Below are 20349 nucleotides of genomic sequence, written 5' to 3'. Positions count from 1 at the left end.
TGACCAATCGCACGATTTCCCAGGAATGGACGCGCGTAGAAACGCCCCTCCGGACGCCGGAGCGACGTCTGAAGAGGCGGAAAATAATTTCTGGGCGCTCAGAAAATCAGCGCATTCGGGTCGCCCACTCCTGGACTTTTCTGATCCGCTCACGGAGCTGGCCCCCGGTCGCCTCCGCGCTGGGCGGTCCGCCGCAGACGCGGCGCAGCTCCGTGTGGATCACCCCGTGCGGCTTCCCGCTCTGGTGGACGTACGCGCCGACCATCGTGTTGAGCTGCTTGCGCAGTTCGAGCAGCTCCTTGTGGGAGACCACCGGGCGCCGGTCGGCCGGCAGCTCCAGCAGATCCGCCTCGGCGTCGGGCTTCTTGCGGCTGTGCGCGATCTGCCGGGCCTGCCGCTTCTGGAGCAGCATCTGGACCTGGTCGGGTTCGAGGAGGCCGGGGATACCGAGGTAGTCCTGCTCCTCCTCGCTGCCGGGGTGCGCCTGCATACCGAACTCGGCGCCGTCGTACAGCACCCGGTCGAAGACCGCGTCGGACTCCAGCGCCTCGAAGGGCAGCATGTCCTGTTCGCCGGTGTCCTCGTCGAGTTCGCGCTCGGCCTCCGCCATCTCCTTCTCGGACTCGGCGTACGGGTCGTCATCGCCCTGCTTCTTGGGCTTGTCGAGGACGTGGTCGCGCTCGATCTCCATCTCGTTGGCGAAGCCGAGGAGGCCGGGGATGGTGGGCAGGAAGACGGACGCGGTCTCGCCGCGGCGCCGGGAGCGGACGAAACGGCCGACGGCCTGGGCGAAGAACAGGGGGGTGGAAATGGTGGTGGCGTACACGCCGACGGCGAGGCGCGGTACGTCGACGCCCTCCGACACCATGCGGACGGCGACCATCCAGCGCTCGTCGCCCGCGCTGAAGTCGTCGATACGCTGCGAGGCGGCGGCCTCGTCGGAGAGCACGACGGTCGCCTTCGTCCCCGTGATCTCGCGGATGAGCTTGGCGTACGCGCGGGCCGAGTCCTGGTCGGTGGCGATGACCAGCGCGCCGGCGTCCGGGATGGACTTGCGTACCTCGGTGAGGCGCTGGTCGGCGGCGCGCAGCACGTTGGGCATCCAGTCGCCGCGCGGATCGAGCGCGGTGCGCCAGGCCTGCGAGGTCGCGTCCTTGGTCATGGGCTCGCCGAGCTTGGCGGCGACCTCGTCACCGGCCTTGGTGCGCCAGCGCATGTTGCCGCTGTAGCTGAGGAAGATGACGGGGCGCACGACGCCGTCGCCGAGCGCGTTGCCGTAGCCGTACGTGTAGTCGGCGGAGGAGCGGCGGATGCCGTCGTCACCCTCCTCGTACGCGACGAACGGGATCGGGTTGGTGTCCGACCTGAAGGGCGTACCGGTCAGCGCGAGGCGCCTGGCGGCGGGCTCGAAGGCCTCAAGGCAGGCCTCGCCCCAGGACTTGGAGTCACCGGCGTGGTGGATCTCGTCGAGGATCACGAGGGTCTTGCGCTGCTCGCAGCGGTTGCGGTGGAGCATGGGGCGTACGCCGACGCCCGCGTACGTCACGGCGACGCCGTGGTACTCCTTGCTCAGCGCCCCCGCGCTGTAGTCCGGGTCGAGCTTGATCCCTATCCGCGCGGCGGCGTCCGCCCACTGCTTCTTCAGATGCTCGGTCGGCGCGACGACGGTGATCTGCTGCACGACGTGGTGGTGCAGCAGCCAGGACGCGAGGGTCAGCGCGAAGGTGGTCTTCCCGGCGCCGGGAGTCGCGACGGCGAGGAAGTCACGCGGCTGCTCCTGGAGATAACGCTCCAGCGCCTTCTCCTGCCAGGCGCGCAGCTTGTTGGCGGTGCCCCAGGGGGCACGGCCGGGGAAGGCGGGTGAGAGATGGTGGGAGGCGGTAGTAGTCACGGTCTCCGCTTCGCGGACGCTCGGGTGCGGGCTCAGATACGACAACCGGGCCACCCTACCGGCGGCCCAGCCCGATCCTCCTACGAACAAGCCGTCGTGGAACAGGTGCGACCCGGGTCACATCCGGGGTGCCAGTAGTTCCCCAAGGGCCTCCGAAATGACCTTCACCTCGTCCATCGAGCCCGTCGCCACATCAATGACCAGGCGTTCAGCCGCGTCGATGTCCGGGCGCAACTGAACCCCGTTCAGCGCCAGGAACGTGACGCACGACAGCCAGGCCGTGCGCTTGTTGCCATCGATCAGCGGGGGATTGATGGCCAGCGACTGGAGGAGAGAGGCCGCTTTGCCCAGCAGGTCGGGATACGCCTCCTCGCCGAACATGGATGCGGACGGACGGTGGGTCGCGGATTCCAGGAGCCCGACGTCGCGGACCACCACCTGCATATCGGGGCACGCGTGTCCCGCGATGGCAAGGACGTCCTCGGCGGACAGATACACGCAGGTCACTTGAGCCGCTCCATGAGCTCGCTCCACTTGGCCGCCTGCTCCATGGCCGTCTTCTTGACCATGGCCTCATGCGCGGTCCTGGCCAGATAGTCGTCCACGGCACGGAGCAGTATGGCGTGCATGCTGGTGCCCTCCTGCTCTGCACGCTGCTTCAGTGCCTCGGTCTGGTCGTCACGAAGACGCAGGTTGGTAGCCATACCAGAACGGTACCAAATTAGTACCGCTCACCGCACCCGCACCCTCCCCGCCACCCACACCCCCGCCAGCGCCACCGCCGCCATCGGGAGGAAGACCGCCGCGAAAGCCGCCGGGTGCGAGGCGTCCGTCGTGGTGAGGTCGTGGGTGCCCACCGCGCCGCCGCCCAGGGCCGCGAACGCCGCGCCGCCCGCCGAGAGCAGCAGGACGTTCGAGAGGCCGTCGGAGATCTGGAGCGCGGCGGAGTTCGTGCCCGCCTCCTCAGGAGGTGAGAGCTTCAGCAGCAGCACGCTCGTGGACGCGATCACCGCGCCCATGCCGAGACAGCCCACCGCCCACGCGGCGCCCACGATCCAGACCGGGACCGAGTCGATCAGGACGCTGGGCGCGGCGGCTATGGCCGTGGCGACCAGCACCATGCCGCCCATCAGCAGCCGTTCGCGGTGCGGCTCCATACGGGGGCGGGACTGGATGTACGAGCCGAGCGCCCACGTCGCGCCGCCGACGGCCAGCGAGAGACCCGCCAGCGTCGGGGACAGGCCCCGCTGGGTGACGAGCATCAGGGGCACGAAGCTCTCCGCCGCGATGAAGGAGCCCGCCGCGACGCCGCGCAGCAGGACGACCGACGGCATGCCGCGGGCCGCGCGGTAGGTGCCGCGCGGCAGCAGGCCGAGGACCGCGGGCACGATGAGGGCGGCGCCGGCCGCGCCGGGGAGCAGCGACCACCAGGTCAGGTCCTGGCCCGCGTACTGGAGCAGCCCCGCGCCGAGCGAGATCGCCAGCGCCAGCCGGATCCGGGGCCGGTCGAAGGCCGGTACGGGGCCCGAGGGGTCGGCGGGCCCGCTCGCCATCTGCCGTATCGCGGGCAGCGCCGTCGCCAGCGGCAGCACCACCAGCACCGGGATGCCGATGAACACCCAGCGCCAGCCGAGCTGTTCGGTGACCGTGCCGGAGGCGAGCGGTCCGACCACCGAGGGGATCACCCAACTCGCCGCGAAAGCCGCCATGATCGCGGGCCGCAGCCGCTCCGGATAGGCGCGGCTGACCACCACGTACAGCGCGACGATCACCAGCCCGCCACCGAGCCCCTGGACCGCCCGGCCCACGATGAACAGCCACATGGTGCCGGCCGTGCCGGAGAGCAGCAGTCCGGCCGCGAAGGCGCTGATCCCGGTGACCAGCGGCCGGAGCGGGCCGCTGCGGTCCGCCCACTGCCCGGAGAGCACCATCGCGAAGAGGCTGGTCGTGAAGTACGCGGAGAAGGCGAACGCGTACAGCGAGACGCCCCGCAACTCACGTGCGGCGACCGGCATCGCCGTACCGACCGCCGTCGCCTCGAAGGCGATCAGCAGGACGACACAGACGATGCCGACGCTGAGCGCCCGGTGTGTCCTGCCGAGGATGCCGTCCTGACCGGTGTCGACGGGGGCGGAAGGGGCAGGTGGGGCGGCTTCGGCGGCGACGTCGGCGTCGCTCGGGTCCAGGGCGGTCATGGGCTCAGGGTAAGGGGCATGGCACCGGTTGGAACCTGTCGCTGGTCCCGGCCGCTCTCGTCCCTTCGTCGTACGCCCATGAACGCCGTATGGCAGTCGTGTTGCGGGACGCGCCGTTCCCTTGAGGGGCGTGCGCCGGCCCGCTTACGGTCGGGGCACCGGTACGCACGGCCGTGTGCCCGAGTGGTTCAGGGGCTCGACTGCAAATCGAGTTACGTGGGTTCGATTCCCGCCACGGCCTCTTAAAGAAGTCCTTCGCACTCCCGAGCTCGCGCGCTCACGCGCTCGCCGTCACCACCGCCGACTGCGGCCTGATCGGCAGCCTGTTGACCGGCCGCCCCGTCGCCGCCCGCACCGCAGCCGCGACCGCCGCCGGGGACGTCACGACCGGCACCGCGCTCGCGGGCTTCGCCCCGAACGGGGCCACCACGTCGCGTTCTTCGACCAGTTTGACGATGCGGATGTCCGCCGTGTCCAGGGCCGTCGGCAGCGCGTAGCCGGTGAGGTCGGGGCGGCGTACCAGACCCCGGGTCGTACGGAGGTTCTCCGTCAGGGCCGTACCGATGCCCTGCGTGACGCCCGCCTCGATACGGGTCGCGAGCTGCGCCGGGTTGAGGACCCGGCCGACGTCCTGCGCGACCGCCATCTCCACGACGCGGATGGACCCCAGCTCGATGTCGACGTCCACGACCGCGCGGATCGCGCAGAAGGCGAGCCCCACGAACGCGTCGCCCTGACCCGCCTCGTCCAGCGGCTCCGTGGGGTGCGGGCGGCACTGGGCCGTGGCCCACAGCTCCTTGCCGTCCATCGCCTCGGTGACGGTGGTCGACAGCACCCCGTCGTAAGAGGTGATCTTGCCGTCGGTGATCTGGAGCAGCTCCGTCGACATCCCGAACTGGTGCGCCAGCGGCTGGAGCAGCTGCGTACGGACCATCTTCGCCGCCCGCTCGACCGCGCCGCCCGAGACCCAGGTGTGCCGGCCGTGCGTGGCGGGACCCGCCGGGGGCTGGTCGGTGTCGACCGAGGCGACGTGCACCTCCTCGATGCCGAGCGTCTCCTGAACGATCTGGCGGGCGAGCGTGGAAAAGCCCTGGCCGGTCTCGACGGCCGCGCAGATGACCGTGGCGACACCGTCGTGGACCTTGACCGTCGCGGTGGAGACCTCGTCGGCGCCCTCGGCCCCCAGCATGTGGACCATGCCGAGCGCGTAGCCGACACCGCGGCGTACGGCGCCGGGCTCGCCCGCGCCCTCCGGCCCGCCCGGCAGCAGCCAGGACGACTCGGGGACGTCCTTGGGAAGCGTGGGGAGGGGGAAGTCGCGTACGGCGCGCAGCAGTTCGGCGACGGGCGCCGGGCAGGTCACGGTCTGCCCGGTGGGCAGGATGTCGCCGGTCGCCAGCGCGTTGCGCAGGCGCAGTTCGGCCGGGTCGATGCCGAGCTTGGTGGCCAGCTTGTCCATCTGGCCCTCGTACGCGGCGCAGACCTGCATCGCGCCCTCGCCCCTGACATGGCCGGAGGGCGGGTTGTTGGTGCGTACGGCCCAGCCTTCGATGAAGGCGTGCGGGACGATGTACGGCCCGCAGGCGAACGCCACGGCCGCCGCGAGGGATTCGGACGAGGCGTCCGCGTACGCGCCCGCGTCGAGCAGGATCTGCGCCTCGACCTTGACGAGCCGGCCCTCGCTGTCGGCGTGGTGGCGGTAGCGCAGCAGCGTCGGGTGCCGGTGGGCGTGGCCGAGGAAGGACTCCTCGCGGGTCGCGGCCAGCTTCACGGGGCAGCCGGTCCGCAGCGCGAGCAGGCCGAGCGGGATCTGGAAGCCGGGGTCCTCGCGGTCGCCGGTGGCGCCGGGAACGCCGGTGACGACGACCTTCACCTGGTCGGGTTCGAGGCCGAAGCAGGCGGCGGCCAGATCGCGGTCGGTGTGCGGGTCGGTGGAACCCGTGTAGATCTCCACGCCGCCGTCGGGGCGCGGCACGGCGAGCCCGGCCTCGGCGCCGATGGGGGCCGGGTCCTGGCGGCCGATGCGGTACAGGCCCTCGACGACCACCTCGCCCATGAGGTCGGGGTCGCCGTAGCGCAGCGGGATATGGCGGATGAGATTGCCGTCGGGGTGCAGCGGCTCGGCCTCGAAGGCCTTCTCCGGGTCGGTGACCGGGGCGAGGACCTCGTACTCGACGGCGATGGCGGCGGCGGCCAGCCGGGCGGCGTCTGGGTGGTCGGCCGCGACGGCGGCGATGGCCTCGCCGTGGTGGCGTACGACGTCGGAGGCGAAGACGGGTCGGTCGGCGACGAGCCGTCCGTAGGAGGTGTCGCCGAGCACGTCGAGATGGGTCACCACGGCCCGTACGCCGGGCATTTCGGCGGCGGCGGACGTGTCGATCGACAGGATGCGCGCGTGGGGGTGCGGTGAGCGCAGCAGCGCCGCCCAGAGCAGGCCCTCGGCCCAGAGGTCGGCGGCGTACGGGAACGTGCCCTCGGTCTTGGCGCGGGCGTCGGCCGGTGGGAGAGAAGCGCCGAGACCCAGCGCGGGCGGCTCCTGCTGGGGGCCGTCGAGCGTCTTGGTCTCGGTGGCCGCGTCGTTGCTCACGCCATGCCTCCGTCGTGCGCGTCGAGAGGTGCGGGGTGGGCGCCGCCGGCGCCCGGTGGTGCCTGGTGCGGAATGCGGGCTTCGTCGGCGGCATCGGCGCTCGCCGCGCGCTCGGCGACGACCTCGGCGACGGCGTCGAGCACGCCCCGGTACCCGGAGCAGCGGCAGAGGTTGCCGCACAGCGCCTGGCGGGTCTCCAGCTCGCTGGGGTCGTGGTTGCCTTCGAGGAGGTCGTGGACGGTCATGGCCATGCCGGGGATGCAGAAACCGCACTGCACGGCCCCGCAGTTGGCCAGCGCGCGCTGGACGTCGGACGGTTCGCCGTCGGAGGCCAGACCCTCGACCGTACGGACCTCGGAGCCGGCCGCCGTGGCGGCGGGGACGAGGCAGGAGGCGACGAGCCGGCCGTCGACCTGGACGTTGCAGGCGCCGCACTCGCCCTGCGAGCAGCCGTCCTTGGCGCCGGCGAGGCCGAGGCGCTCACGCAGGACGTAGAGCAGGGACTCGCCGATCCAGGCGTCGGTGACGGGGCGGTCGCCGCCGTTGACGCGCAGGACGTAGGAGTTGGCGGGGTGCTCGGCGCTGTCGTTGCTGCTGGTGAGGGGGGCGGGCTCGGGTTCGGGCTCGGGGGCCTGTTCGGGGTCGGCGGCAGGCTCGGGCGCGAGTTCCGCTTCCGGCTCCGTCACGGCTTCCGCCAGGGCTTCCGTTACGGCTTCCGCCTCGGCGCCGGCGAGCGGCTCGGCGGGCTCGGACTCGCCGTCCGTCTCCGGGTGCGGCAGCCCCGGCTCGTCCGCGGGCGGCTCGGGCGGCTGTTCCGCCGCGGGCTCCGGAACCGGTTCCGGTTCGGGGGCCCACGGAGCGCGCGCGCCGCCCGGGAGTGTGGCCGGCGGCGCGCCGCCCGGCCACTGCGATGTGGTGGGCATCGACGTGGTGAACTCGCCCGATTCATCGGGAAGTTCCTCACCGATGACCGGGATCACCCACTGGCCGTTGGGCTGTGAAGGAGCCTGCGGTGCCTGCTCCGCACGGGAGTCGGCGGCGTCCGCGCCGGCGTAGGACCACTGCCCGGTTGCCTGCGGATCGTGCGGCGCGCCCGGCCCGGCGGCCTGGCCGGCGCCGTACGCCTGCGGGTGCCCCTGCCCCTGCCCGTAGCCGTACGGATCGGGCTGCGCCTGCGGCGTCTGCGCCGCCCACTGCCCGGCGGCCCCGTCCGGCTGCCGCTGGTCGATCGTCGGAGGGACGTACCCGTGCCCGGGGGCCGCGAGCGGCGCGTCCGCCCCGGCCGTATGTGTGGGCGGCAGTTGGACGAAGGCGGTCGCCTCGGCGTCGTACTCGCCGGTCTGTGCGATCGGCTGCCACGCGCCGCGCCCCTGCGGGTGCCCGTGCGAAGGGTCCTGTCGACGCCCCTCCGGAGTCCCGGAGTTCTCGTTCTCGTCGGTGGTCACGGCAGCGCCCTCCCCAGTGCTCGTCGAGCCAGAGTGGCGACGGTACGCCTCAGATGCAGTACGGCCGGCGGCAGGGCGGGCGGTTCGCTCCCGTCCGCCGCCGGAGCCGGGTCGGGGATGCAGGCCGCCGCGACGTACTCGCCGAAGGCGGTCAGCGCCTCGGGCGCCAGCCCGCGGTCCGCGTCCCAGTCGATCAGCGAGGCGATCCAGCGCTCGGCCTCCAGCGGGCGCAGCGGCATCGGCGCGATGGCGCCGACCGCGCAGCGCACGCCCCGGCGCGCCGGGTCGAGCACGACGGCGACGGACGCGGTGGCGCGGCCGGGGCCGGTGCGGCCGGTCGCCTTGAGGTAGACCTGCGGGGCGTGCAGCAGCGGGACCCGTACGAAACCGATGAGTTCGGCGGGCGCCAGCATCTCGCGGCCGGCCAGCAGATGCGCGACGGGGATCTCGCGGCGTGCGCCGCCGGGGCCCGCGACGACGAGGTCCGCCTCCAGGGCGGCCAGCACGGGCAGCGAGTCGCCGGTGGGCGCGGCGGTGGCGATGTTCCCGCCGAGCGTGCCGGCGTTACGGATCTGGGGCGGCCCGGCGGCGCGCGAGGACGCGGCCAGCGCGGGGATGAGCGCGGCGAAGTCGGGCCGTCCCATCCGCGCGTGGGTGAGTCCGGCGCCCAGCAGGGCGTGTCCGTCCTGGTAGTGCCAGCCGCGCAGTTCGCTGATCCGGCCGAGGCCGACCAGGCCCGCCGGTCTGAGCAGGCCCTTGTTCACAGCGGCCATCAGATCGGTTCCACCCGCGACGGGCACGGCGGCAGGCATGGCGCTCAGCGCCGCCACGGCCTCGTCGAGCGAGGCCGGCAGCGTCACGGACTGCGCCGTCTGCGGTGCGTGCGTGGTCAACCCAGCTGCCCCTTCCCGGTGTCCCGGCCGTCCGTCTGTGTTGGCCGTACCGTACGTGCTCACAGGCCGGACGAAGCAACTCTGGCACATCTTCCGGGCCTACCGGTCCGAGGGTCCATGAAGGACGCATCCGCCCCCGAACGAGGGGAAGGTCCGTTTTCACGCCTGTTCACCGGCACATACGGAATGCCAGCATTCGACGCTCCATGTACGACTTATTCGCACGCGGAGCCCGGGGAGCCCGGCCGGAAAGGGGTCACACGTTCGGGGGCGCCCCCTCGATCGGACGTCCGAGAACGGTCGAGTCCCCGTTCGGTCCCGGGCGCTTGTGCCAGGGCAACGGGCCCCCGGGCGGCCGGTAATCGACCCCGAGCGCGTCAAGGCGCTTGTAGTGCACGGTCATTCGCCGTTCGAAGTCCTTGAAATCGCGGTCCTCGGACGCGGGCAGGGGGGACCAGGCGACCTCGGCGAAGGCGCAGAGGCGGGGGAAGAGCTGGTAGTCGACGCGGGAGCGGTCCTGCATCACCTCGGTCCACACATTGGCCTGGGTGCCGATGACATGGGCCGCGTCGGCGCCGGTGAGCTCCGCCGGTACGGGCTCGAAGCGGTAGACGTCCTCAAGTGTGCGGACGTATCCGATGGGCATCGGCTCGTCCTTGCCGGCCGCCTGACGGTGGTCCAAGTACACATGCTGCTCTGGGCACATGACCACGTCGTGGCCGGCCTTGGCCGCCGCGATCCCGCCGCCGTAACCGCGCCAGGAGGAGACGGCGGCGCCGGGCGCCAGCCCGCCCTCCAGGATCTCGTCCCAGCCGATCAGGCGCCGGCCGCGCGCGGAGAGCCAGCCGTCGAAGTGCCGGATGAACCAGGACTGGAGCTCGTCCTCGTCGGCCAGGCCCAGTTCACGGATCCGCTCCTGGGCGGCGGGCGACTCTTTCCACTGGTCCTTGCGGCACTCGTCGCCGCCGATGTGGATGAACGGCGAGGTGGCGGCGGGGAAGAGCTCCAGCAGCTCCTCGAAGACGCCCTCGAAGAAGCGCAGGGTGTTGTCGCTGGGGGCGAGCACGTTCGGGTTGATGCCCCAGGTGTCCCAGACCTCCAGCGCCGAGGTGTCGACGACGTCGGTGTTGCCCAGCTCCGGGTACGCGGCGATGGCGGCCTGCGAGTGGCCGGGGATGTCGATCTCGGGGACGACGGAGATGTGCCGCTCGGCGGCGTACGCGACGATCTCGCGGATGTCGTCCTGGGTGTAGAAACCGCCGTGCGGCTTCTCGTCCCACAGGTCCGAGAACCGGTGGCCGTACTTGGTCCGGGACCGCCACGCGCCGACCTCGGTCAGCCTCGGGTGGCGCTTGATCTGGACGCGCCAGCCCTGGTCGTCGGTGAGATGGAAGTGGAAGACGTTGAGTTTGTGCGCGGCCATCAGGTCCAGGAGGCGCAGGACACCGTCCTTGGGCATGAAGTGGCGTGCCACGTCGAGCATGACGCCGCGCCAGCCGAAGCGGGGCTGGTCCTCGATGACCTGACGGGGGATCTCCTGCCGTACGCCGGGCGACAGGGGCGCGCGGCGGAAGGCCTTGGGGCCCAGGAGCTGACGGAGCGTCTGGGCGCCCCAGAAGACGCCGGCCGCGCTGCCGCCGTGTATCTCGGCGCCCCACTCGGCGGTGATGTCCAGCCGGTACGCCTCGGGGGCCAGGGACTCGTCGATGCGCAGCGAGACGGCGTTGCTGCCGCCCGCGGGGCCGGGGGCCAGCGGCAGCCCCAGCGCCGCCCCGACGGTGGCGCGCAGCCAGCGCTCGGTGGTCTCGGTCCCGGGCGCCGCCCAGAGGGTGGTGGCCGAGTCGGGGACGAAGCCACCGCTCTGCGGGCCTTCGACATTGACAGGCGCCGGGATCAGGTCCATCACGTCAGTCCTCAGTCCTCGTTCGGCTGGCATATGCCGGAGTCAATTGGGTCGTTGGAGCGTGCACGTGGACACTAGGCCCGCCCCTGAGGAACGGACAAGTGGTCTCAACCATTCGGTGATCAGGCACAAGTGAGCGTGAGCGGGCACGTCTGTGCGCCCTGTCCGTCGCGCCCCTCAGACCTACCCGCTCACGCGCCCGCCGACGCGAACGGCTCCGGGGCGCGCAAGTGCACGCCCCGGAGCCGTCCGGTGCTCCATGAAGAACGGAAGGCTCTAGCTCTTGCCCTTGCCGCTCTTGTCCTTACCGCCCTTGTCCTTGTCCCCGCCGGGGCCCATGGACTCGTAGATCTCCTTGCACATCGGACAGACCGGGTACTTCTTGGGGTCGCGCCCCGGCACCCAGACCTTTCCGCACAGTGCCACCACGGGAGTGCCATCGAGGGCACTCGCCATGATCTTGTCCTTCTGGACGTAGTGGGCGAAGCGCTCGTGGTCGCCGTCGCCGTGCGACACCTTCGGTGTCGGCTCCACGAGGGTGCCCGTACCTGCGCCGCGCTCGGGCTCAAGAGTGCTCATAACCGCCAAGGGTACCCACGCCGGCGGCATCCTGAAGGCTTCGGGCCCGGGGGGTGTCCTGTGGATCTTGTCGGCCGCGCGCGGCGCGTCAGTTGAGCGAGGGGTCGTCGGGATAGGTGGCCACCATGGCCAGTTCGCTGCGCTGTCTGCGCAGCACCGCGCGCCACAGGCTCTCCGGTCGCGGCGAGGACACGTCGCCGGGCTCCGACTCGACCACGTACCAGGCGCCTTCGCTCAGCTCGTCCTCCAGCTGGCCCGGCCCCCAGCCCGCGTACCCGGCGAAGATCCGCAGGGAGCCGAGGGCCCGCGCGAGCAGTTCGGGCGGCGTCTCAAGATCGACCAGGCCGATCGCGCCGTGCACCCGCCGCCAGCCGAGGGGCCCTTCGTCGCCGGGGATGACCGCGAGGCCGAGCGCCGAGTCGAGGGAGACCGGTCCGCCCTGGAAGACAACACCGGGGTCGCCGGCCAGCCCGCCCCAGGACTCCAGGATGTCCCCCACGTCCACAGGCGTGGGCCGGTTGAGGACCACGCCGAGCGACCCCTCCTCGTCATGGTCGAGCAGGAGCACCACCGCGCGGTCGAAATTCGGATCCGCCAGGGCCGGAGTCGCGACGAGCAGCCGGCCTGTGAGCGAGGACACCTCGGTCATGCGAGACATGATCCCGCACATTCGCCCTTCGCGGGGGCCGCGCGGCAGAGTGCGCGTGATCGCAGCTCAGGCGCACGGCGGCACGGGGAGCGCAGGGGAACCGCCGCGCGGCGGACCGGCGTGGAAACGGAGAGAAAGGTGACTCTCGGCAAGGGTTGGCGGACGGAAAGTGTTCTGCCGTCTTCTCTACGGCTCCAGGACGTGCGATGCCCTGCGGAACAGGGGTGCGAGCCCCTTACTCTTTTGCTTTGGCCCCTGTCCGACGACACCGGAACGCGAGATTCATGACCGGCACAGCTGATGTAATGCTCGTCCACGGCGGAACCCCGCTGGAGGGTGAGATCCGTGTCCGAGGCGCGAAGAACCTGGTGCCGAAGGCCATGGTCGCCGCCCTTCTCGGCAGCGGGCCGAGCAGACTGCGCAATGTGCCCGACATCCGTGACGTACGGGTCGTCAGGGGACTGCTCCAGCTGCACGGCGTAACGGTGCGCCCCGGTGAGGAGCCGGGTGAGCTGATCCTCGACCCGTCGCACGTCGAGAGCGCCAACGTCGCGGACATCGACGCCCACGCGGGTTCCTCCCGCATCCCGATCCTGTTCTGCGGCCCGCTGCTGCACCGCCTCGGCCACGCCTTCATCCCGGGTCTCGGCGGCTGCGACATCGGCGGCCGGCCCATCGACTTCCACTTCGAGGTGCTGCGCCAGTTCGGCGCGACGATCGAGAAGCGCGCGGACGGGCAGTATCTGGAGGCCCCGCAGCGGCTGCGCGGGACGAAGATCCGGCTGCCGTACCCCTCGGTCGGTTCGACGGAGCAGGTGCTGCTGACGGCCGTTCTGGCCGAGGGCGTCACCGAGTTGTCGAACGCCGCGGTGGAGCCGGAGATCGAGGACCTGATCTGCGTGCTCCAGAAGATGGGCGCGATCATCTCGATGGACACCGACCGGACGATCCGGATCACCGGTGTCGACAAGCTCGGCGGCTACAACCACCGCGCGCTGCCGGACCGGCTGGAGGCCGCGTCGTGGGCGTCGGCCGCGCTGGCGACCGAGGGCAACATCTACGTACGCGGCGCGCAGCAGCGGTCGATGATGACCTTCCTGAACACCTTCCGCAAGGTCGGCGGGGCCTTCGAGATCGACGACAAGGGCATCCGCTTCTGGCACCCGGGCGGCCCGCTCAACGCGATCGCCCTGGAGACCGACGTACACCCCGGTTTCCAGACCGACTGGCAGCAGCCGCTGGTGGTGGCGCTGACGCAGGCGGCGGGCCTGTCCATCGTCCACGAGACGGTGTACGAGTCGCGGCTCGGCTTCACCTCCGCGCTCAACCAGATGGGCGCGCACATCCAGTTGTACCGGGAGTGCCTGGGCGGCTCGGACTGCCGCTTCGGCCAGCGCAACTTCCTGCACTCCGCGGTCGTGTCGGGCCCCACGAAGCTCCAGGGCGCCGACCTGGTCATCCCCGACCTGCGGGGCGGTTTCTCGTATCTGATCGCGGCGCTGGCGGCGCAGGGCACCTCACGGGTGCACGGCATCGACCTGATCAACCGCGGCTACGAGAACTTCATGGAGAAGCTGGTCGAGCTGGGCGCGAAGGTCGAACTCCCGGGCGGCTCCGTCGTCTGACGCCTCGTCCGCACGGCATCTCGTCCGTCCGGCACCTTGTCCGCCGGCACCTCGTTCTCGAACGCGAAGGGCGGTCACCCCGACCGGGGTGACCGCCCTTGTGCTCTGACTGAGGGTTACTTGCCCTTGGCGGCTTCCTTGAGCTTGGAGCCCGCGGAGACCTTGACGCTGTAACCGGCCGGGATCTGGATCGGGTCGCCGGTCTGCGGGTTACGAGCGGTGCGAGCGGCCCGGTGGGTGCGCTCGAAGGTCAGGAAGCCGGGGATGGTGACCTTCTCGTCGCCCTTGGCGACGATCTCGCCGACCGTCTCGGCGAGGGCGGCCAGCACGGCGTCGGCATCCTTACGAGTCACCTCGGCGCGGTCGGCCAGGGCGGCCACCAGCTCACTGCGGTTCATGTTGTTACTCCCGTGTTCTTCTTGCGTGTGAGGCGTGAGATCGAAGCCGATGCTGCCAGGACCCTCTGACAGTCCCGTCGAGCGGGTCTGTTTTTCAGGTCTTCGCGCCCCAGTGGGGTATCCCCTGGACATAGTCCTTGAGAAAGCATCCTGCCCCCACCAGCGGCGGGAAAGCCAATCCGGCCCTGAAACCCCCTTGGAGCAGCGGGCTCATGGTCCGTCACCCTAGAGGTGGCTTCACGGTGCCGCGAATCGCGACGCGCCGGGCGTCAGACGGACGTGGCGCCTGTCACAACCGCGCCGGCGGCCTTGGCGGCACTGCGTACGGCGCCCGCGACAGCGCCCGCGACCTTGTCGTTGAAGACCGAGGGAACGATGTAGTTGGGGTTGAGTTCGTCACCCGTGACGACGTCCGCGAGGGCCGCCGCGGCGGCGAGCATCATCTCCGTGTTGACGGTGCGTGACTGCGCGTCCAGGAGGCCCCGGAAGACACCGGGGAAGACCAGGACGTTGTTGATCTGGTTGGGGAAGTCGGAGCGGCCGGTGGCCACAACTGCCGCTGTCTCACGGGCGATTGCCGGGTCGACCTCGGGGTCGGGGTTGGCCAGTGCGAAGACGATCGCGCCGTCCGCCATGGCCGCGACGTCCTCGCCGTTCAGGACGTTCGGGGCGGACACGCCGATGAAGACGTCGGCGTCGACCACGGCCTCCTTGAGAGTGCCGGTGACACCCTCCGGGTTGGTGTTGTCGGCGATCCAGCGCAGGGGCGATTCGGCCGCCGCGGAGACCAGGTCGGCGCGGTCGGCGTGCACGACCCCATGGATGTCGGCGACGACCGTGTGCTTGACACCGGCGGCGATAAGAAGTTTCAGAATCGCTGTACCGGCGGCACCCGCGCCGGACATGACGACCCGTACGTCACCGATCTCCTTGCCGACGACGCGCAGCGCGTTGGTCAGCGCGGCGAGCACCACGATGGCCGTGCCGTGCTGGTCGTCGTGGAAGACGGGGATGTCCAGGGCCTCGCGCAGCCGTGCCTCGATCTCGAAGCAGCGGGGGGCGGAGATGTCCTCCAGATTGATTCCGGCGAAGCCCGGCGCGATCGCCTTGACGATGGCGACAATCTCATCGGTGTCCTGGGTGTCCAGGCAGAGCGGCCAGGCGTCGATCCCGGCGAACCGCTTGAAGAGGGCCGCCTTGCCCTCCATGACGGGCAGCGCGGCCTTCGGGCCGATGTTGCCGAGGCCCAGCACCGCGGAGCCGTCGGTGACGACCGCGACGGAGTTGCGCTTGATGGTGAGCCGGCGGGCGTCCTCGGGGTTCTCGGCGATCGCCATGCAGACCCGTGCCACACCCGGCGTGTAGATCATGGAGAGGTCGTCACGGTTGCGGATGGGGTGCTTGGACTGCATCTCGATCTTGCCGCCGAGGTGCATCAGGAACGTACGGTCGGAGACCTTGCCGAGGGTGACACCCTCGATGCCCCGCAGTTCCTCGACGATCTCGTCCGCGTGGCTGGTGGAGCTGGCGGCGATCGTGACGTCGATCCGCAGCTTCTCGTGGCCGGACGCGGTGACGTCCAGACCGGTCACCGAGCCGCCGGAGGATTCCACGGCCGTGGTCAGCTGGGACACCGCGGTACCGCTCGCGGGTACTTCCAGCCGGACCGTCATCGAGTACGAGACGCTTGGCGCCGTTGCCATGACCGTGTTCCTCTGCTTTCCCTGGCTTCACTTGCCGCACCGCCTCGCCCCTGGGGTCCGGCGGAACTTTCCGATCGTCGCACCTACCTGCTGGTAGGCGGTAACGGGGGGTCTGGCCGGGAAATCAGGAGCGGGTCCGCGTCAGTGTGTGACGCGGACCCGCTCCTGTGAAGACGTATTCCGGTGAATGTCCGTGAACACTAAGAAGAAAAGGACGGCACCGACCCGCCATGCTCGCCTCGCGGCAAGTGGTCGCTCGAAGCGACGAAGGTTGGGCCCGGGGGCTTGGATCGAGTCGGTGCCGCCACCAGGGTAACAAGCCACCCAGGAAAGTGATTCCCGCAAGTGAGTTGACTTGCGGGTCATTCTCTGAGGAGGTCGGGAACTCCCTGCTCGTCGGGGTCGTCGCGGTCCGCCGAGACGACCGTCAGCTGTTGGGTCGCGCGGGTGAGGGCCACGTACAGCACCCGCAGTCCGGCCGGGGACTCGTCGGCGATCTCGGCCGGCGATACGACCACCGTGGCGTCGTACTCCAGCCCCTTGGCCTCCAGGCTGCCGAGCGCCACCACCCGGTCGCCGAGCCCCGCCAGCCAGCGTGCCGCCTGTTCCCGGCGGCTCATCGCGACGACCACGCCGATCGTGCCGTCGACACGGTCCAGGAGGCGCGCGGCCTCCTCCCGTACGGTGCGGGCCAGGTCACCGTCGCGTACGGCGCCGAAGCGCGGCTCGACGCCCGTGGAGCGGACGGCGGCCGGGGACTCCATGCCGGGCATCGCGAGGGCCAGCACCTTGGCGGCGAGGGCCGCGATCTCGGCCGGGTTGCGGTAGTTCACCGTGAGGGTGAAGTGGCGGCGCGGGCGGTTGCCCAGGGCCTCGTCGCGTGCCTCGGCGGCCTCGTCCGGGTCGGACCAGGACGACTGGGCGGCGTCGCCGACCACGGTCCAGGTGGCGTGCCGGCCACGGCGGCCGACCATCCGCCACTGCATCGGGGTGAGGTCCTGCGCCTCGTCCACGATGACGTGGGCGTACTCCGTACGCTCCGCCGCCAGCCGCTCGGCGCGCTCCCACTGGGACTCCTCGCGCTGCGGCATCAGCTCTTCGAGCCCGGTCAGCTGGTCCAGCGGGTCCTGCTCGCGGCGCTTGCGCCGGCGGGGCGGTGAGCCGAGCAGCTGCTCCAGCTCGTCGAGGATCGCCACGTCGTGCACGGACAGGGGTCCCGTGCCGTCGGGGCCCGCGCGCCGCAGGGAGCGGGCGACCCTCCTGGTCTCGCCCGGGTTGAGGACGCGGCGGGCCCAGCGGCCGAGCCGGCGCTCGTCGGCCATCGCGGCCAGCACTCCGCGCGCGGTGAGTTCGGGCCACCAGATGTCCAGGAATTCGGTGAAGCTGTCCTCGGACGACACGTCCTCGTCGAAGCCGGCGCGCAGTTCGGCGGCCAGCTCGGCATCGCCGCCGGCCATATGGTCCCCGGCCCGTGACGCCGCGCCGGACTTCGCCCACAGGGCGTCGAGCAGGAGTTTGCGGGCGCGCGGGCGCAGCAGGTTGACGGGGGCGGTGCCGGTGAGGGCGGACTGCCTGATGCGGTGCAGCTCGTCGGATTCGAGCTCCAGGCGGCGGCCGAAGGCGACCACCCGCAGCCGGGTGGGGGTCACGGCGCGCCCGGACACGCCGGACGGGTCGCCGTCACCGCTGTCGTCGCCCCCGAAGGAGAGCTGGCCGCCTCCCGGGCCGGCTGCCGGGCCACCACGCCCGGCGCGGCCCCCGGCGGGCGTCCGGTCCCCCTCCAGGGCCCCGCGCGCCGCCTTGCGCAGCACCTTCAGCATGCGCGCCGAGCCCTTGACGCGGGACACGGCGGGTTCGTCGTACGCGGTGGCCTCCGCGCCGTCCACGAGCGACCCGACCGCGCGGATCGCGACCTGCCCCTCCTCGCCCAGGGACGGCAGCACGCCTTCGGTGTACGCGACGAGCAGCGGCGTCGGCGAGACGACCAGGATGCCGCCCGCGTACCGCCGTCTGTCCTGGTACAGCAGATAGGCGGCGCGGTGCAGCGCGACGGCGGTCTTGCCGGTGCCGGGACCGCCCGACACCTCGGTGACGGACGCGGCGGGCGCGCGGATCACCAGGTCCTGCTCGGCCTGGATGGAGGAGACGATGTCCCGCATGGTGTGGCTGCGGGCCTGGCCGAGGGCCGCCATGAGCGCGCCGTCGCCGATGACGGGGAGCACCGCGCCGTTCAGCCGCGCGGTCAGCTCCGGACGCATCAGGTCGTCCTCGACGCCGAGGACCTTGCGGCCCTTGGAGCGGATGACCCGGCGCCGTACGACCCGGCCGGGGTCGACCGGGGTCGAGCGGTAGAACGGCGCCGCGGCGGGCGCCCGCCAGTCGATGACCAGCGGCGAGTAGTCGGAGTCCAGGACTCCGATACGGCCGATGTGCAGCGTCTCGGCGATGTCGGCGGTGTCGTCGTCGCGTACGGCGTTGTCGGCGGGCTCGACGGAGGTGTACGCGCCGTCCGGGCCCTTCTTGCCGTCCTTGCCGCGCAGCAGGTCGACCCGCCCGAAGAGGAAGTCCTCGAATTCGTTGTTGAGCCGGTTGAGATGGATCCCGGCCCGGAACACCTGCGCGTCGCGTTCGGCGAGCGCGCCGGGCGTGCCGACCTGACCGCGCTTGGCGGCGTCGTTCATCAGGAACTCCGCCTCGTCGATCTTCTCTTCGAGGCGGCGGTAGACCTGGTCGAGATGTTCCTGTTCGACACCGATCTCGCGGTCGCGTACGGAGTCGGCCCCCGCGGCGCGCGCGCGGTCCTTCCCCGTCGCGTGAACGGGGTCGCTTATGGCGTCGTTTCCCTTGTCCCGTACGGGATCGACCACCGATCCGGCGGATTCAACAGCGGCATCCTGCGCGGCCACCGAGGCCCCCTTCTGACGTGCACTGGGCAGCCGTCAACCGTACGCGAAGGGGGCGGGTATGTCAGGCCTCGACCTCCACCAGACGCTTGCCGTCGAAGGTCCGGACCTCGAAGTGATCGATGTCGTTGCGCTCCATGGCCGAGCCGCCGTGCACGTACAGCGGGTTCTTCGCCACCTCGTGCGTGCTGTCCGGGATGCCGTAACCCCACTTCGGCACGGCCCAGGAGGTGACGATCTCCTCCTCGCCGGTCTTGGACACGGCGATGAGGCTGCACTTGAGCGGCCCCTTGACGTTCTTCAGCTCCAGGGCCGCGTGGGTCCCCCAGCCCTTGGGCTCCATGCCGACGGTCGCGCTGACCTTGGTGACGGGGTCCGTCGCCTCGACCTTCTCCGGCATGTGCTCCATGAAGGCGTCCTCGGCGGGGCTGGTGGGGTGCGGGTCCCCGGCCTGGTTGCTCGTGCCACCGTCGCCGGAAGTGGCGACGACCGCCACCGCGGGACCGCCGATGACCAGCGCGGCGGCCGCGGCCACCAGATACATCGACCGGCGCCTGCGCTTGGCGCGCTTGACCGCGACCTCGTCCACGAGCCGGTCGAGCAGCCGCGGACTGGGCTGGACGGTGACGGCGGGCGCCGTCGGCGGCGCGGGCGCGGTGTGCCCGAAGGGCGACGCCGAGGGGGCCGCGGACCGCCCGAAGGGATCCGACCGGCCGAACGGCGACGACTGCCCCACCGGGTCCGGATTGTCCGCCAGCATGGCGAGCATCGGCTCCATCCCGGCGAACTCCTCCAGATGGAGCGCGCAGATGTGGCAGCCGGCGAGGTGCGCCTCGAAGGCGGTGGCGTCGGCCTCGTCCAGAATGCCGAGCACGTACGCCGCCGCCGCGTCGTGCGCGGTCGTGCCGTCGCCCTGCCCGGACTGCTCGTACGTCGTCATGCCGAGACCCCCCTCTCCTCCAGCGCGAGCTTCATGGACCGCAGTGCGTAGAACACCCGCGAACGCACGGTCCCACTGGGTATACCAAGCGTCTCGGCGGCCTCGTTGACCGTGCGTCCCTTGAAGTACGTCTCCACCAGAACTTCCCGGTGGGCGGGGGTCAAATCATCGAGGGCATCAGAGAGCGTCATCAGCCACAACGCCTTGTCGATCTCGTCCTCCGCGGGCATGACCTCCAGCGGCGACGGGTCGACCTCCTGCGGCCGGGCCTGCCGGCTGCGGTGACCGTCGATGACGATGCGTCGTGCGACCGTCACCAGCCAGGGTCGGACAGAGCCGGTCGCCCGATTGAGCTGACCGGCGTTCTTCCAGGCACGGATGAGCGTCTCCTGCACGACGTCCTCGGCCCGTTGCCGGTCACCCGCGACGAGGCGCAGGACGTAGGCGAGCAGCGGTCCGGCGTGTTCCCGGTAAAGGGCGCGCATCAACTCCTCGTCGGGAACGGAGGAATTGGTGCGCTGTGCCTCGCTCCGGTGCCGGGCCCGGTGAGGTCGGTCATCGGCCACGGCCGCATCCTTGCGCACCTGAACCTCCCGGGTCGAGACCTTGAGACGGCTGCTTGTTCCCATCACGGTGAC

General features: G+C 71.1%; 16 protein-coding genes and 1 tRNA gene. 2 read left to right on the top strand and 15 right to left on the bottom strand.

The window, feature by feature from the left end; all coding sequences use genetic code 11:
- Positions 1–106: 106 nt before the first annotated feature.
- The 4 genes from OIE74_RS24535 to OIE74_RS24520 form a co-directional block, all read right to left on the bottom strand.
- Positions 107–1891: a DEAD/DEAH box helicase gene (locus OIE74_RS24535; RefSeq protein ID WP_329387120.1), complete on the bottom strand. Its 1785-nt coding sequence runs from the start codon at positions 1889–1891 to the stop codon at positions 107–109.
- Positions 1892–2008: 117 nt separating this feature from the next.
- Positions 2009–2398: a type II toxin-antitoxin system death-on-curing family toxin gene (locus tag OIE74_RS24530; protein WP_329387117.1), complete on the bottom strand. Its 390-nt coding sequence runs from the start codon at positions 2396–2398 to the stop codon at positions 2009–2011.
- Positions 2395–2595, bottom strand: coding sequence for a ribbon-helix-helix protein, CopG family (locus OIE74_RS24525; protein ID WP_329387115.1), 201 nt, complete (start codon positions 2593–2595; stop codon positions 2395–2397). The genes OIE74_RS24530 and OIE74_RS24525 overlap by 4 nt, the downstream gene beginning before the upstream one ends.
- 27 nt (positions 2596–2622) lie before the next feature.
- A complete protein-coding gene (locus OIE74_RS24520; protein ID WP_329387113.1) occupies positions 2623–4086 on the bottom strand; it encodes an MFS transporter in 1464 nt (487 codons plus the stop codon).
- Positions 4087–4255: 169 nt separating this feature from the next.
- Here OIE74_RS24520 and OIE74_RS24515 point away from each other — a divergent pair.
- Positions 4256–4327: transfer RNA gene (locus OIE74_RS24515), tRNA-Cys, on the top strand.
- 36 nt (positions 4328–4363) lie between these two features.
- Here OIE74_RS24515 and OIE74_RS24510 read toward each other — a convergent pair.
- The 6 genes from OIE74_RS24510 to OIE74_RS24485 all read right to left on the bottom strand — a co-directional run bounded on the left by OIE74_RS24510 (position 4364) and on the right by OIE74_RS24485 (position 12142).
- Positions 4364–6673, bottom strand: coding sequence for a xanthine dehydrogenase family protein molybdopterin-binding subunit (locus OIE74_RS24510; protein WP_329387111.1), 2310 nt, complete (start codon positions 6671–6673; stop codon positions 4364–4366).
- Complete coding sequence (locus OIE74_RS24505) at positions 6670–8118, bottom strand: (2Fe-2S)-binding protein (protein WP_443076218.1); 1449 nt, start codon at positions 8116–8118, stop codon at positions 6670–6672. The genes OIE74_RS24510 and OIE74_RS24505 overlap by 4 nt, the downstream gene beginning before the upstream one ends.
- Positions 8115–9011 (bottom strand): FAD binding domain-containing protein, encoded by an 897-nt coding sequence (locus OIE74_RS24500; protein WP_329387109.1) that lies wholly within the window; start codon positions 9009–9011, stop codon positions 8115–8117. Before OIE74_RS24500 ends, OIE74_RS24505 begins: the two co-directional genes overlap by 4 nt.
- A 256-nt stretch (positions 9012–9267) precedes the next feature.
- Complete coding sequence (locus tag OIE74_RS24495; protein WP_329387107.1) at positions 9268–10914, bottom strand: beta-N-acetylhexosaminidase; 1647 nt, start codon at positions 10912–10914, stop codon at positions 9268–9270.
- 276 nt (positions 10915–11190) lie between these two features.
- Entirely contained in the window at positions 11191–11493 is a 303-nt protein-coding gene (locus tag OIE74_RS24490; RefSeq protein WP_031231446.1) for a DUF3039 domain-containing protein, read from the bottom strand.
- 88 nt (positions 11494–11581) lie between these two features.
- The gene (locus OIE74_RS24485) at positions 11582–12142 is read right to left on the bottom strand and encodes a YqgE/AlgH family protein (RefSeq protein ID WP_189106895.1); all 561 of its coding nucleotides are present in this window, start codon (positions 12140–12142) and stop codon (positions 11582–11584) included.
- Between the two features lie 284 nt (positions 12143–12426).
- On the opposite strand from OIE74_RS24485, the gene murA reads away from it, so the two are divergent.
- A complete protein-coding gene (gene murA, locus OIE74_RS24480) occupies positions 12427–13767 on the top strand; it encodes a UDP-N-acetylglucosamine 1-carboxyvinyltransferase (protein ID WP_189106894.1) in 1341 nt (446 codons plus the stop codon).
- A gap of 116 nt (positions 13768–13883) precedes the next feature.
- Here murA and OIE74_RS24475 read toward each other — a convergent pair whose 3' ends face one another.
- The 5 genes from OIE74_RS24475 to OIE74_RS24455 all read right to left on the bottom strand — a co-directional run bounded on the left by OIE74_RS24475 (position 13884) and on the right by OIE74_RS24455 (position 20340).
- Positions 13884–14165 carry an HU family DNA-binding protein gene (locus OIE74_RS24475; protein WP_003954777.1) on the bottom strand — a complete coding sequence of 94 codons (282 nt, stop codon included), beginning with the start codon at positions 14163–14165 and terminating at the stop codon, positions 13884–13886.
- A gap of 269 nt (positions 14166–14434) precedes the next feature.
- Positions 14435–15868 carry an NAD-dependent malic enzyme gene (locus tag OIE74_RS24470; protein ID WP_329387104.1) on the bottom strand — a complete coding sequence of 478 codons (1434 nt, stop codon included), beginning with the start codon at positions 15866–15868 and terminating at the stop codon, positions 14435–14437.
- Positions 15869–16230: 362 nt separating this feature from the next.
- Positions 16231–18774, bottom strand: a complete 2544-nt coding sequence (locus OIE74_RS24465; RefSeq protein WP_443076217.1) for a HelD family protein — start codon at positions 18772–18774, stop codon at positions 16231–16233.
- Positions 18775–18835: 61 nt separating this feature from the next.
- Positions 18836–19711: an anti-sigma factor family protein gene (locus tag OIE74_RS24460; RefSeq protein WP_329387102.1), complete on the bottom strand. Its 876-nt coding sequence runs from the start codon at positions 19709–19711 to the stop codon at positions 18836–18838.
- A complete protein-coding gene (locus tag OIE74_RS24455) occupies positions 19708–20340 on the bottom strand; it encodes a sigma-70 family RNA polymerase sigma factor (protein ID WP_329387100.1) in 633 nt (210 codons plus the stop codon). Before OIE74_RS24455 ends, OIE74_RS24460 begins: the two co-directional genes overlap by 4 nt.
- Positions 20341–20349: the final 9 nt, after the last annotated feature.

Origin of the sequence: Streptomyces sp. NBC_01716 (genome assembly GCF_036248275.1) — a bacterium.
Taxonomy (GTDB): Bacteria; Actinomycetota; Actinomycetes; order Streptomycetales; family Streptomycetaceae; genus Streptomyces.
Note: the sequence above shows the minus strand (reverse complement) of the source record. Positions and strands in the feature narration are given on the sequence as shown.

What these genes read in the sequence shown, in the direction of transcription:
- OIE74_RS24525 (WP_329387115.1), bottom strand. Translation starts at nt 2,595, where the DNA reads ATGGCTACCAACCTGCGTCTTCGTGACGACCAGACCGAGGCACTGAAG.
- OIE74_RS24490 (WP_031231446.1), bottom strand. Translation starts at nt 11,493, where the DNA reads ATGAGCACTCTTGAGCCCGAGCGCGGCGCAGGTACGGGCACCCTCGTG.
- murA (WP_189106894.1), top strand. Translation starts at nt 12,427, where the DNA reads ATGACCGGCACAGCTGATGTAATGCTCGTCCACGGCGGAACCCCGCTG.
- OIE74_RS24460 (WP_329387102.1), bottom strand. Translation starts at nt 19,711, where the DNA reads ATGACGACGTACGAGCAGTCCGGGCAGGGCGACGGCACGACCGCGCAC.
- OIE74_RS24455 (WP_329387100.1), bottom strand. Translation starts at nt 20,340, where the DNA reads ATGGGAACAAGCAGCCGTCTCAAGGTCTCGACCCGGGAGGTTCAGGTG.
- OIE74_RS24495 (WP_329387107.1), bottom strand. Translation starts at nt 10,914, where the DNA reads ATGGACCTGATCCCGGCGCCTGTCAATGTCGAAGGCCCGCAGAGCGGT.
- OIE74_RS24485 (WP_189106895.1), bottom strand. Translation starts at nt 12,142, where the DNA reads ATGACCGAGGTGTCCTCGCTCACAGGCCGGCTGCTCGTCGCGACTCCG.
- OIE74_RS24475 (WP_003954777.1), bottom strand. Translation starts at nt 14,165, where the DNA reads ATGAACCGCAGTGAGCTGGTGGCCGCCCTGGCCGACCGCGCCGAGGTG.
- OIE74_RS24520 (WP_329387113.1), bottom strand. Translation starts at nt 4,086, where the DNA reads ATGACCGCCCTGGACCCGAGCGACGCCGACGTCGCCGCCGAAGCCGCC.
- OIE74_RS24470 (WP_329387104.1), bottom strand. Translation starts at nt 15,868, where the DNA reads ATGGCAACGGCGCCAAGCGTCTCGTACTCGATGACGGTCCGGCTGGAA.